General features: G+C 48.0%; 11 protein-coding genes. 8 read left to right on the forward strand and 3 right to left on the reverse strand.

Annotated elements, in window-relative coordinates; all coding sequences use genetic code 11:
* Nucleotides 1-13: 13 nt before the first annotated feature.
* Nucleotides 14-253, reverse strand: a complete 240-nt coding sequence (locus MFMK1_RS04380; RefSeq protein ID WP_366923931.1) for a FeoA family protein — start codon at nucleotides 251-253, stop codon at nucleotides 14-16.
* 286 nt (nucleotides 254-539) lie between these two features.
* On the opposite strand from MFMK1_RS04380, the gene MFMK1_RS04385 reads away from it, so the two are divergent.
* Together MFMK1_RS04385 and MFMK1_RS04390 are read left to right on the forward strand one after the other, a co-directional pair.
* Complete coding sequence (locus tag MFMK1_RS04385; protein ID WP_366923932.1) at nucleotides 540-1,514, forward strand: arsenic resistance protein; 975 nt, start codon at nucleotides 540-542, stop codon at nucleotides 1,512-1,514.
* A gap of 12 nt (nucleotides 1,515-1,526) precedes the next feature.
* Nucleotides 1,527-1,772 (forward strand): 4Fe-4S binding protein, encoded by a 246-nt coding sequence (locus tag MFMK1_RS04390; protein WP_366923933.1) that lies wholly within the window; start codon nucleotides 1,527-1,529, stop codon nucleotides 1,770-1,772.
* Nucleotides 1,773-1,830: 58 nt separating this feature from the next.
* Here MFMK1_RS04390 and MFMK1_RS04395 read toward each other — a convergent pair whose 3' ends face one another.
* Entirely contained in the window at nucleotides 1,831-3,123 is a 1,293-nt protein-coding gene (locus MFMK1_RS04395; RefSeq protein ID WP_366923934.1) for a (Fe-S)-binding protein, read from the reverse strand.
* Nucleotides 3,095-4,540, reverse strand: coding sequence for an FAD-binding oxidoreductase (locus MFMK1_RS04400; protein ID WP_366923935.1), 1,446 nt, complete (start codon nucleotides 4,538-4,540; stop codon nucleotides 3,095-3,097). Before MFMK1_RS04400 ends, MFMK1_RS04395 begins: the two co-directional genes overlap by 29 nt.
* 186 nt (nucleotides 4,541-4,726) lie before the next feature.
* Here MFMK1_RS04400 and larAH6 point away from each other — a divergent pair, with 186 nt between their 5' ends.
* The 6 genes from larAH6 (at nucleotide 4,727) to MFMK1_RS04430 (ending at nucleotide 12,731) form a co-directional block, all read left to right on the forward strand.
* On the forward strand, nucleotides 4,727-5,983 hold the full coding sequence (gene larAH6, locus MFMK1_RS04405; protein WP_366923936.1) for a nickel-dependent malate racemase, LarAH6 family: 1,257 nt from the start codon (nucleotides 4,727-4,729) through the stop codon (nucleotides 5,981-5,983).
* Nucleotides 5,984-6,023: 40 nt separating this feature from the next.
* Nucleotides 6,024-7,277, forward strand: coding sequence for a nickel pincer cofactor-dependent isomerase, group 22 (locus tag MFMK1_RS04410; protein WP_366923937.1), 1,254 nt, complete (start codon nucleotides 6,024-6,026; stop codon nucleotides 7,275-7,277).
* A 333-nt stretch (nucleotides 7,278-7,610) separates the two neighbouring features.
* Nucleotides 7,611-8,318 (forward strand): ABC transporter ATP-binding protein, encoded by a 708-nt coding sequence (locus MFMK1_RS04415; RefSeq protein ID WP_366924876.1) that lies wholly within the window; start codon nucleotides 7,611-7,613, stop codon nucleotides 8,316-8,318.
* The gene (locus MFMK1_RS04420; protein ID WP_366923938.1) at nucleotides 8,315-10,090 is read left to right on the forward strand and encodes an efflux RND transporter periplasmic adaptor subunit; all 1,776 of its coding nucleotides are present in this window, start codon (nucleotides 8,315-8,317) and stop codon (nucleotides 10,088-10,090) included. Before MFMK1_RS04415 ends, MFMK1_RS04420 begins: the two co-directional genes overlap by 4 nt.
* Nucleotides 10,091-10,094: 4 nt before the next feature.
* Complete coding sequence (locus MFMK1_RS04425) at nucleotides 10,095-11,417, forward strand: ABC transporter permease (RefSeq protein ID WP_366923939.1); 1,323 nt, start codon at nucleotides 10,095-10,097, stop codon at nucleotides 11,415-11,417.
* Between the two features lie 201 nt (nucleotides 11,418-11,618).
* Complete coding sequence (locus tag MFMK1_RS04430; protein ID WP_366923940.1) at nucleotides 11,619-12,731, forward strand: FUSC family protein; 1,113 nt, start codon at nucleotides 11,619-11,621, stop codon at nucleotides 12,729-12,731.
* Nucleotides 12,732-12,735 lie beyond the last annotated feature (4 nt).

A 12,735-nucleotide genomic window follows, 5' to 3' on the forward strand; every position in this document is an offset into this window, starting at 1 on the left:
TAAGCCCCTTTCATTACTTTATCGGCATTATTTTGATCAGCTTGGCTTCATCCCTGCGAAGAGCAATCATGGCGCCGCGTATTGCATAGGCCTTTGGGTCATTAAAAAGACTTTGTCGTTCGCATGTCACTAGAGCTCCCGGGATAAACCCCAGGTCCAATAACCGCCGGCGTAATCTGCCGCTGGCTGTTAAACTGTCAATGATACCGCCCCTGCCGGTGTCCAGTTGATACAACGTCATCTGCTTTTCCATTAGATTTCCCCCTTGGTTTGCCGCGTGAAAAAAATTTATTAGCGGCTATAAGAGTTACCCCAGACTAACTTTTGTTATTATACTATGGCTCAAATCCAATGTGGTTACAGCTTTGCGGTATTTTAAAAGGTGTAATTCGCTTTATTTCAATTTAGAAGGGAATAACGGCAAGAGTTTTGCATATAATTATAAGTTATCGATTTACGCTAAAATATGAAAAATGGGCTTGATAGCGTAATCAACATATAGTATAATAAAAACCAACTTAACCCTAGGGGGGTATTAAATGACAATATTTAAACTAATTAAGGACAAATTACCTTATTTGATTATGGGAGCTATTGGGTTGGGGCTGGTAAACGGCTATTTTAACGAAGTCGGTTATTACAAGCAGTTTCTGACCCCGGTAATATTTCTGATGATTTACCCTATGATGATTAATCTGAAAGTTACCGACGTGTTGTCGGGTTTTTCCACACCCAGGCCGCTGCTTTATAGTGTCGCCATAAACTTTATTTTTTCGCCTTTACTTGCATATGTTCTTAGCAGACTTTTTTTCGCGGACTACCCAACTCTGACCATGGGTCTGATGTTGATTGCATTAGTTCCTACCAGCGGCATGACAGCTTCCTGGACGGGGCTGGCAAATGGTAATATGAAAACCGCATTATTAATAATTTCAGTGAACCTGCTGTTAGCAATTGTGATGATACCGCTTTACCTCAAACTACTACTGGGTCGGGTAATCCCATTGGATACCATGTTGGTTATAAAAAGTTTGGTGCAGGTAGTGGTTGTTCCTTTGATTTTGGGTGACTTGACCCGGCGCCTGCTGACTAAGAAATACGGTATGAAGGGATTTAAGGCAATGAAACCGCAGTTTGCCGGCATCAGCTCAACTGGTGTGATTTTAATTGTTTTTATTGCCACGTCCTTAAAAAGCAGGACTATTTTAGGCGATGGTCAGATGGTGTTAAATGTGCTGGTACCGTTGGCAATCTATTATGCTTTAATATTACTGGCCAGTAACTTACTGGGGCAGAAATACTTGGATTATGGTGATCGGGTGGCCTTGATATACGGCACTACCATGCGCAATCTTACCATTGCCATGGCTCTGACCATTAGCTCACTGGAAGCGGGGCTGGCAGTGTTTCTAATTGCTGTGGGCTATCTCTTGCAGGTACCTTTCGCAGCTCTATATATGCGTTATCTCAATTGGCGGGGCAGCGATGCGCTGAATGTCGAACATATATCATGAGGAGGAATAGAAATGCCTATCTATGTTGACCCAGATATCTGCGATAATAGTAAGGACTGTCCGGCGGCGTCCTATTGTGTACCGCTGGCCCTGGAGTTCGATAATGAAAAGGGGAAAATAGCTTACGATAAGAGTAAATGTAAAAGCTGCGGCACTTGTGTACATCACTGCGGTCCCGGGGCCATTTACCTGGCCAAAGATGATGAGGAATTGGAAATGTTAGTAGAGGAACTGAATAAACTGAAAGAAATGGGATAAAAAGAAACCGTGCACTGAAAGGGTGCACGGTTTCTTTATTACATAGCCATTAATCTCTCTAGCTAATTTTGGTAGAACGTTTGGCCTGGCGATAAGCTTCCGCCAAAAATTCTACCGGATGTTTAACTGTTAGGGGCATAGCGTGTTCGTTGAGGCCGTGGCCTAACTGCATCGAACAGGCAGGGCAGGAAGTGGTGAGTATTTCGGCACCGGTGTCCTCGATGGCCTGAATTTTTCGGTCCAAAATTTTCCGGGATAGGTCATAGTGACCCATGCTGAAAGTACCGGCGCCGCCGCAGCATTGGTCGGCACCAACCATTTCTACTAATTCCACACCGGGGACCATATTAAGCAGCTGCCGGGGCTCTTTTGTAACTCCCTGACTTTTGACCAAGTGACAGGGGTCGTGATAGGTGACCTTTACGGCGGGAAGCTGCCCTAGATCATTGTTCAGGTCCACATGATCAATGAGAAATTTGTTTAAATCATAGATTTTTCCTTTAAAGTGAGCTATCTCTTCCGGCAGCTCTTGGAAAAGCTGATCGTAATAATCACCCTGCAGCATACTGCTGCAGGAAGCGCAATCACTGATAATTACATCCACTCCAGCGTCAAAGAAAATTTTGAAATTATGCCGAGTCATGGCTGCGGCAGATTCTGCATCACCGTTAGCAATATGGGGCATGCCGCAGCAATGCAGATCTGAAGGTGTGAATACCTCGCAGTTATTTGCCGTCAGAACTTCCACAGTATCCCTTGCCCGCTTTGGATAAAACATATTAGTGGCACAGCCAAGGAAATAGCCCACTCGGATTTTGCGTTTGCCTTTTGCTGGGGCCGTTTCCGGAATGTTTTTGCTGGCCATGGTGCCGGAAACCGGGGCAATCAGTTTATTGGCCTTATCGAGATCTTTTGACACGAGTCCCAAGACGCCTGTCTTTTGAACTAGGCTTTTTATACCGGTTGACTGGTAGCTTTGGAGCAGAAAACGCGCCCGCCCCAGTGCTTTTCTATCTTTAAACATATGATTGAGCATTAATTTTTTGGTAGTATCATTATTCAAGTCGTGGAGGTGATGCCGCATGGCAACTACCATTTGGTCCACAGGTATACCTGAAGGACATTCCTTACTGCAGGATTTACATAGCAGGCAGCGGCTGGCCCGTTCGGCCACGTCGGCAGTGGCGCCTAGCTCCCCATCTCGCATCAATTGCGTGAGAAAAACATGGGCTCGGGGTGCGGCCCCTTCGTTTTTTATTTCTTTGAAGATAGGGCAGACGGAACGGCATTTGCCGCAGCGCACACATTTACGCAGTAAGTCTTTAACTGCCGGAACTTGTTGAAGTGCCATGTTTGTTTCCCTCCTCAGGCAGTAGCTTTCCCGGGTTCATAATATTTTTGGGGTCTAGGGTTCTTTTGATTGACTGCATTACATCCAGCGCGGCACCGTGTTCTTTCCGGGCATATTGGGACCGCACAGCTCCTACACCATGTTCGCCGGTGGTGACGCCGCCCATGGCAATAGCTAGAAGGTGAATTTCGTCGGCTAAGGCTGCACCTAGCTTCACTTCTTCCGGGTCTTCAGGATTGATTACCGGAGCAGTGTGTACGTTGCCGTCGCCGATGTGGCCGTAGTTGACTACACCGATTCCATATTTTTTACCTATTTCTTTAATCTTTTTTAAGGACTCAGTTACTTTGTTTAAAGGAATACTAATATCTTCACCGGCAAAGATACGGCTGCCATCTTCTCTAACTCGGGCAGCTGCCGTGGCCGTTACTGCCCGACCCTGCCAAAGCTCTGACATGCGTTGGGGGTCGGTGGACCATTCCACATTGGCAGCCAGTAACCCGACAATGCGGGAAACTTCTTCACCTTCCCATTTGACACTGGCGGGGTTGCCGTCCAGTTCGTATAATAGGATTGCTTCGGCATTAGGCAGATTGATGTCGGGCTTATATTCGTTTACCGCTTTAATGGCGGAAGAATCTAGGATTTCTATCCCTGAAGGCAGTATACCGCCTTTATATACATCCAGCACCGCCTGGGGTGCCTGCTCCAAATCATTAAAGACAGCCATCAGGATGCCTCGCGCTTTGGGCTTGGGCCAGAGACGCAGACGAATTTTGGTGATAATGCCCAGGGTACCCTCAGAACCAACGAAGAGTTTTGTCAGGTTCAAACCGGACACGTTTTTAATGGCCCGACAGTTGACACCGCCCGTTACGATTACTTCACCGTTGGGCAGCACGACTTCAAGGCCTAATACATACTGCTCGGTAGTACCGTATTTAACTGCCCGCAGACCGCTGCTGTTGTTGGCTACCATGCCGCCTACGGTACACATTTGGGAACTGCCCGGGTCTGGTGGAAAGAAGAGGCCGTATTCAGCCAATCTTTTATTAAGTTCCGCATGAATAACACCGGGGCGCATCTGTACCTGCATATTCTCCGCGTCGATTTCTTCTATGGTATCCCAGGTGGCCAAATCCATGACAATGCCGCCTTGAATTGCTAGAGAGCCGCAGGTTTCTCCAGAACCGGCACCCCGGGGGGTGACAGAAATATTATTATTAAATGCGTACTTCATCACCTTGCTGACCTCTTCAGTACTAGTGGGGGTAATGACTACATCGGGGACAAAACGATTGTTGCGTGCCATAAAGGAACTATCATAGGAATAACTTAATAAGTCCAGCTTCTCAGAGAGTACCTTAGCACTGCCCAAGATAGCTTGAAGGTCTTTTACTAACTGTTCATTTTGCATTCTTTTCACCTCGCATAATATTATACAGCAAATTTCTAAAAACTTGAATTGTTCCAATAAAAGTATCATGTATACATTTTCTAGCAGCCATGATTGTATCAAATATTTATGATAAAATAATAAATTGGAATAGTATATAAACGACAATTAATTTTTAGAGGTGGTGAGCCCTGCGTAGGGGAGACAATGGAGATTAAATTGGCTTATGGTAAGGAGTATGTTACGGGCAAATTAGACCGAAGTAATGTCCTGGCGGAGGTTGATCCTAAACTGGTGGCAGGAGTGGAAAATCCTTTGGCTGCCGTGAAAAAGGCCCTGGCCCAGCCTATTGGCAGTGATACCTTGGCAGAAATAGTTAATAAAAAACGGCCGAAAAAGATTGCAGTGGTGGTAAATGACGTTACCAGGCCCACGCCATATAACTATATGCTGGCACCGCTGGTGGAGCAATTGGTACAGGCGGGGGTAGAGGATGACCAGGTAGTATTTGTGGTAGCTACCGGAATCCATCGGCCAAATACCGACCAAGAGAATCGAGATACCTTCACACCGGAAATAGCGGACCGTTTTCGGGTGGTTAATCATGATTGCGATAATGATTTAGTTTCTTTGGGCAAAATGACTGACGGTACTGAGCTGGTGATTAATCGGGAGGTTGCCGAAGCAGATATGGTTATTACCACCGGCTTAATCGGCCTGCATTACTTTGCCGGCTATTCCGGCGGACGGAAGTCCATTCTTCCCGGTGTTGCAGCCCGGGAATTAATTACCAACAATCATTCTCGTATGACTGAACCGGGAGCAGCAACCGGCAGCTATAAGGAAAACCCCGTTCATTGGGTTATGTTGGAAGCAGCCCGTATGGCCGGAGTGGATTTTATCCTCAATGTAGTTACCAATAGTAATAAGGAAGTAGTGTCGGTAGTGGCCGGAGACTTGGATCAGGCCTGGCTGGCCGGTGTCAAAGCCTGTGAAGAAATGAGTGTGGTAAAAATCTCCCGGCAGGCGGATGTGATTATTGCCGGGGCAGGCGGACATCCTAAGGATTTGAACATTTACCAAGCGCAAAAAGCTCTGGAAAACGCGGCCGGGGCGGTAAAACCCGGTGGTACAATCGTGCTGATTGGGCGGTGCGCTGAAGGTTTTGGTGAGGATACTTTCGAGGAATGGGTCCGGGAGGCTGACAAACTGGCGGACATTTTCGAGCGTTTCCATAAGCAATTCGTCTTAGGCGGCCACAAGGCTTTTGCAATAGCTCAGGTGCTAAAAGAAAAGGATGTAATCTTGGTGTCGGATATGTCCCGGGAGGATACAGAAAAGATGTTTTTCCGTTATGCGGCTAGTTTGGATGAAGCGCTGCAGATGGTGCGGGACAAACACGGTGAAAATTTCCTCAGCTACTTAATGCCTCAGGCGAGCTTGGTACTGCCTCAGGTGGAATAGAAGTCATTTAATAGTTGGTAAAGTTAAGGGGTGGCATAATATGCAAAGTTTCCCAGAGTTTTATAAAATCAGACAGGTTTTTGATGACCAAAAGGAAGAAAATCTGGATAGGGCGATGAAACGGGCCTTTTCCGAAGCGGGCATTGACCAAAGGATAAAACCTGGACAGAGTATTGCCATCACTGCTGGCAGCCGAGGAATAACTGATATTCCTCGGCTACTGGCACTTGTGGGTCAGGAAGTTCGCGCTCTGGGTGGTGAACCCTTTCTTGTCGCGGCCATGGGCAGTCATGGCGGCGGTACTGCTGAAGGAATGTTAGAGGTGCTGCATAGCTTAGGCATTACCGAGGATACGGTAAAAATGCCATTGGCAGTATCTTCCGAAACGATACAGCTGGACGAGACATCTAAGGGGCTGCCGGTCTTTTGTGCGGTGGAGGCCAAGAAGGCGGATGGCGTGATTGTAGTAAACCGAGTTAAGGCCCACACCGCCTTTCGGGGTGACCATGAGAGCGGCTTATTGAAAATGCTGGCGGTGGGTTTGGGGCGTGCCGCCGGTGCAGCGGTCGTCCATCGGCACGGCCCTGCCCGGATGGCGCAGACAGTGGTGGAGATGGGGAATGCTACGTTACAATGTCTGCCGGTAATTGGTGGTATCGGCATTATAGAAAATGGTGCCGAGGAAACTGCGCTGCTGGCAGGGGCGGCGCCGGCCGACTTTCAGCGGGTTGACCGAGAGTTGCTTCAGAAAGCCAAGAAAATGATGTCCCGCTTGCCCGTTGATAATTTGGACCTGTTGGTGGTGGAGGAAATGGGTAAGAACTATAGCGGCACTGGTATGGATACCAATGTTATCGGCAGGTTTTATTTGGAGGGAGTTGCCGAGCCCAAACTACCGGAAATCCGACGAATCGCAGTATTAGGTTTATCAGCGGCATCCCATGGTAATGCCAATGGTGTGGGCCTAGCTGATATTATAACCAGGAAACTATATAATGCCATAGATTTTCCCGCTACATATAAGAACGGTCTCACTACCAATTTTTTGGAGCGTATTAAAATACCCGTGGTTATGCCTGATGATGAGCGGGCATTGCTTCAGGCATGGGCGAGTCTCGGTCTTGATGCTCCGGAATGTGCACGGGTGGTAATGATTCACGATACGTTGAATTTACACGAGATGTATCTTTCTCCGGCTCTGAAGGAAGAAATTAAAGATTTGGAGCATATTACGGTCACGGGGAAGTACACATTATCATTTAACCGGGGAAGGCTTCGGTTTGTCCAAAGTTAAATAAAGATAATGCCGCTCAACTACGGTGGGCTTTTCGAATAACCTCTTTAAACGAGCGTTTGAAAAGCGCATCACAGCGGACGCAAAAAGTTAGGGCATCAATTGCGCCAGAGCCAGCAAACTGGAAATACCTGCAGGGTACGTTTCCAACAGCCTTTTTAAGGGTTATATTTATCCGGGGCTGTTTTTTTATGCCTGGTTTGGGAACTTTTTCCCAGCCTGTACGTCTAATAGTTGTTAGATTAACGTAACTTGAAAAGGATAGCTGGAGGAAACTAACAATTATTGGCGAAGAACTTAAGTGTTAGGTGGTAGATTGGGGGGGAGAGTTTGCTGTTAAAATTAGAACAGGTGGCCCGTCAGTACAAAAGTGGACAGGTGCTGGTTGATGCATTAAAAGGAATAGACTTGTCAGTGGAACAGGGGGATTTTGTTTCTATTATGGGTCCTTCCGGTTCGGGGAAGTCAACACTGTTAAATATCATCGGCTGCTTGGATAGACCCAGCGCCGGGCTGTACGAGCTTTCGAGTCAGCGGGTGGAAAAGCTTAGCGACAGCCGCTTGGCTGATATCAGAAACGACTTTATCGGTTTTGTATTTCAAAGCTTTCATTTGCTTCCTGACCTGGACGCTCAGGCCAATGTGGAGCTGCCGTTAATATACCGAGGTATCGGGGCTAAGGAACGGCACCGGCGAGCGGCGGCATCTCTTGAGGCAGTGGGGTTGGGTGAAAGGGTTCACCATCGGCCGTCTCAGCTTTCAGGTGGTGAGCAGCAGCGGGTGGCTATTGCCAGGTCTTTGGTAGGGGAACCGAAGTTGATTCTGGCTGATGAGCCCACCGGTGCATTGGATTCTAAGACCGGTGATAATATTATGGCTATATTTCAAAAGTTAAACAAAGAGCAGGGATTGACTATCGTTCAGGTTACTCACGAAGAAAATATTGCCTGCTTTGGCCGCCGTATCATTCGTTTGCTGGACGGTGAAGTAGAGCGGGAAGAAACGGTAAAGGAGAATAAAGCGGAGGTGAATGTGCAATGATGCAGCGCTTGGGAATGATTCTGGTAATAGTGACTGTGGTATTAGGTGGCGGTTATTACGCTTACCGTCAATTGGTTCCACCGCCGGCTGAAGAAGCCCAGGGGCCGGTATACGCTACGGAAAAGGTGGTGCGTGGTGACATCGCGGTAGGCGTAGATGCCACTGGCACATTAAATCCATCTAACGGTGGTGGTATTCAAGTGCCCGGGGGCTACGGCCCTAGGACGTCGGGGGTTTCCAGTTACATAGTTGACGAAGTTTTGGCGAAGGAAGGCGATAACGTCAAAAAGGACCAACTGTTGGTGAAGCTGAGTTCGCCGGAGTTGGAAACTAAAATAGAAAATATGGAAAAGCAGCTTAAATCAGATAAAAAGGCACTGGCAGAGCAGTTTAACATACCGGTAAGCGAGCTAAGCCAGATAAACCCGGCCCAGGGCATTACCTTAAGAGCACCCATCAGCGGTCGGGTAATCGGTCTTGAGGTGTCTGAAGGTGAAGAAATGCTTGCCGGCTCAATCGTGGCGAAAGTGGTGGATGATTCTCGCTTTAAGGTTACCGCCAGCTTGACCCCGGGAGAATTTGAAACCGTGAAGAAAGGTCAACAGGCGGTACTGCGTTTTTCGGAATTTGGCGGATTGATTGAAGCTAAAGTTACCAATGTTAATTCTAGTGCCGCGCCGATACAGCGTTCTCAGCTGAAGGATGCTCAATATGCCGGTGATGGTGACGGTAAGGAGCAGTATCAGCTAATCTACCGGGTTACACTGGAAGGTAAAAACCCTGGTCTGGTGCGTCCCGGAATGCTGGTTCAAGTGGGGCTGCTAACCACTGCTCTTGCAGTGGGCGAAGAACCGGATGCCACTCAGGCGAACTGGCTGCGATATTATGCTGAAGTCAAGGGATATGTGGATGAGGAATCTGTGCTCAGCACCGCTGAAGCTATCGCCACAAAAATCTATGTAGATGAGATGGAAACTGTAGAGGAAGGCGCACCTCTCGTTTCTCTGTCCGGAGAAGATGCCCGTCAGCAGATCCGGGAAGATTTAGATGAGATTCAACAACAGGAAATGGATCTGCAGCAGCTCTATGCTCAGTTTGAACAGATGGAGGTACGTGCGCCCATGGATGGCATTGTAGCAAGGATAGAGAGCGAACCTGGGCAGACTATTGAACCCGGGCGTTGGCTTGGGCATATCTACACCACCTCAGATATGCAGATGTGGGTGCAGGTGGATGATGTAGATGTATTACTTGTGAAACAAGATGCACCGGTAACAGTGACAGTGGCGGCTCTGCCTAACAAAACCTTCGAAGGTAAGGTTACCCATGTTTCCACCATGGGCAGTGACCAAAACGGCATTCCTCGTTTCCAAGTGGGTGTTCAAGTCACCGGTAGTGCAGAACTGAGGCCGGGAATGCAGGCCCAGGCCTTCATTGACGCGGGTAGCGCTGAAGATGTGCTGATGGTGCCGTTGGAAGCTATTTTCGAAGAGGATAGCCAATCTAAGGTAGAGGTGCTCCAGGATAACGGTATGCCTAAAGTTGTCAAAGTGGAAATTGGTTTGATGAATGATCGCAATGCTGAGATAAAAAGCGGCTTGGAAGAAGGGCAGCTTGTGGTAACCGGAAGCACCGCGGACCTTCTGCCCAGCCAGCATATACAGTCTCAAGACGGCCTGCTGCCTTCCAACGGTGATGGCGGCGGTGAAGAGCCGGCTAACGGAGGAGATAACGGTGGGGGCAGCCAGCCTGCACCGGCCAAGGGAGAGTGATAGCATGGCCAAGAAAATGCGCGGATTATTGGTGCGGCTTTGGTTTACCGCCCAAATGGCTGGGCATGGCGTCCTGGCTAACCCGCTGCGCTCAGCATTAACAATTCTCGGCGTGGCTATTGGTGTTGCTTCGGTGGTCAGTCTGATGGGCATTGGCGAAGGAGCGCGACAGGCGGTGGTGAGTCAGTTCCGCAGCATGGGCACCAATGTAATTGTAGTCAAGGTTCAGGATCCGAAGGTGGAATTCGCTCCGGAAGATGCGGCACAGTTGGTGGAACGGGTGGAAGGATTAGAGATGGCTACACCGGTAGTACATACCAAGGGCTTAATGCGCTGGCGCCGGGCTCGGGGTAATGCAGATATAATCGGTGTCAATTATGAGTTTCCGGAAATACGGGACCATGCATTAATGGCAGGACATTTTTTCACTAAATGGCATGTAAAACAGCGCTCGCCGGTGGCGGTGCTGGGCTATAACATTGGCGTAGGACTACTGGGCGGGCGTAACCCGGTGGGCCAAACCTTTGCGATTAACGGTCGTACCTATCGGATTGTCGGTGTTCTTTCCGAAAAAGGGGAAGGTAACGCTGAAGGTATTGACAATAAGATATTAGTTCCTTATACTACCGCCCAGAGTATTGCGGAAAAGAAGACGGTGGAGGAAATTTGGGGGAAAGCCGGTTCACCTCAAGAAGCAGATCTGGCGGTGGTTCAGTTAGGGCGTATATTCCGTAGACAGTTGGGATTGGACCAGAAGGCCCCCACACCGGCAGCCCCCGGGGAGCAGGAAGGTGAGCCCGGCATGCCGACGGCAGAAGGAAAACCGGGTATGCCTGCGCCGAGCGGTCCGGATAAAAATGAACTGCCGGTGCTTTCTACCAGTGAAGATGTGATTACTATTACAAACCTCAATCAACTGGTGGATGAGGCGAATACTGCCAACCGGGTGATGACCTTGCTTCTAGGCGGCATTGCTGCGGTATCACTGCTGGTAGGTGGTTTGGGCATTATGAATATTATGCTGGTGGCGGTTACGGAAAGGACCAGCGAAATCGGCGTGCGGCGGGCGCTGGGGGCAAAGCAAAGCGACCTGTTGGTGCAGTTCCTCCTGGAGGCTTTGTATTTAAGTGCAGTTGGGTCAATTGCCGGGGTGGCGGCCGGTATTTGGGGCATAAATCTTTTTGCCCAATATGGGTTTGAGACGGCCATCAGTTTCCAGTCCATTGAGATTGCCACTGGAGTTGCGCTTGGTGCCGGCCTTTTGTTTGGTGTTTATCCGGCAGTATCCGCATCGGCTGTTCCCCCGGTTGAGGCACTCAGGCGTTAATTGTATAAATGGTTCTTTATTTCTTGGATTAAGGGAGTAAGCATTCGGGCTTTTGGGTTCGGGTGCTTTTTTTCTTTAGACTTTTAACGGTGCATTTGATATAATACGCAATTATGACCACAAGTGGGGCAGCGCACTTTTCGCTCCTGCTGCGATGGACTTTTCAAACTCGTACTTAAAGCAGGAAAGGGAGATAAAGTTATGAATGTCGGACCACGCATATGGAAAACCGGATTGGCAGTAATATTAAGTATCTGGGCCAGCGAACTATTGGGAATTCCTGCTATGCTGGGAGTAATTGCTGCGATTATCGGTATTCAGCCGTCTTTGGCACAATCCTTTACTGAAGGATGGAACAGGGTGGTAGCTACCATAATCGGCGGGTTAGTGGGCTTTGTGATGGCTTATTTTCTCGATACCGACCCGGTACTGGTGGGGCTGGCAGTAATTATCTCAATTATTATTACGCTCAACTTGAAACTGCAGAATGCGGTGGTGCTTACTGCAATTACCGCTGCCGCAGTAATGACCAATGTCACTGGGCCGGCATACCTTTATGCCGGCGAACGGCTGTTCTCCACCATTATCGGCATTATTATTGGCGTATTAGTTAATTTTCTTTTTGCGCCGCCCAATTTTGAACAAGATCTCTTTGTAAATATAGAGACCCTTAATTATAAGCTGAAAGCATTTTATGTCAAAGTGCTTACTGGTTTTATCGCCGGCAGGGGTTATCATGAAGAAGCGATTAACAATGTGGTCGGTGAAATCCGGGAGGCATTGGATGAAACACGCAAAAGTCTGTTCCAATTTAAAAACGAAATTGGCTTTCGACGCGGTAATAATAACAATGAAAGAGTGATAATGTATGAGAGCATGTTATCCTCATTCAACTTAATTTTCGAACGAATTTTGGGGATTTATAATACGGAGTACAATCGGGCCATGCGCGATATTAACCTATCAGAAGCAACTCCGGAATATGAGGAAATCATTAAGGTTATTAAACAGCTTTTGGCGGCGACCGTCAGTGTCCAGGATAATCTAATTGCATTTTTGACTACCAGGGATGAGGACATACATGACTATATCTTATCTAGATCCGGGGAAACTAAGGAACTTGCTGCCCAATTAAAAGAAAAAATCGGCCAGTGGCATCTAGTGGCGGAAAATCGCGGCAATGTTACATCCTTAATGGAGTTGGCCAACATCGGTTATGAAATTGAACAGATTATTAATTTTCTTGAACGAATTGTACGCATCTACCGGGAAAACAAATCCCAACTAAGGGGAATTAAGCAAGGTTCGCTCTAATTAG

Origin of the sequence: Metallumcola ferriviriculae (assembly GCF_035573695.1) — a bacterium.
In the GTDB taxonomy this organism is placed as follows: Bacteria; Bacillota; JADQBR01; order JADQBR01; family JADQBR01; genus Metallumcola; species Metallumcola ferriviriculae.

Bases quoted from the DNA above. Each gene is read 5' to 3' on its own strand.
- MFMK1_RS04380 (WP_366923931.1), bottom strand. From the start codon at position 253: ATGGAAAAGCAGATGACGTTGTATCAACTGGACACCGGCAGGGGCGGT.
- MFMK1_RS04385 (WP_366923932.1), top strand. From the start codon at position 540: ATGACAATATTTAAACTAATTAAGGACAAATTACCTTATTTGATTATG.
- MFMK1_RS04390 (WP_366923933.1), top strand. From the start codon at position 1,527: ATGCCTATCTATGTTGACCCAGATATCTGCGATAATAGTAAGGACTGT.
- MFMK1_RS04395 (WP_366923934.1), bottom strand. From the start codon at position 3,123: ATGGCACTTCAACAAGTTCCGGCAGTTAAAGACTTACTGCGTAAATGT.
- MFMK1_RS04400 (WP_366923935.1), bottom strand. From the start codon at position 4,540: ATGCAAAATGAACAGTTAGTAAAAGACCTTCAAGCTATCTTGGGCAGT.
- larAH6 (WP_366923936.1), top strand. From the start codon at position 4,727: ATGGAGATTAAATTGGCTTATGGTAAGGAGTATGTTACGGGCAAATTA.
- MFMK1_RS04410 (WP_366923937.1), top strand. From the start codon at position 6,024: ATGCAAAGTTTCCCAGAGTTTTATAAAATCAGACAGGTTTTTGATGAC.
- MFMK1_RS04420 (WP_366923938.1), top strand. From the start codon at position 8,315: ATGATGCAGCGCTTGGGAATGATTCTGGTAATAGTGACTGTGGTATTA.
- MFMK1_RS04425 (WP_366923939.1), top strand. From the start codon at position 10,095: ATGGCCAAGAAAATGCGCGGATTATTGGTGCGGCTTTGGTTTACCGCC.
- MFMK1_RS04430 (WP_366923940.1), top strand. From the start codon at position 11,619: ATGAATGTCGGACCACGCATATGGAAAACCGGATTGGCAGTAATATTA.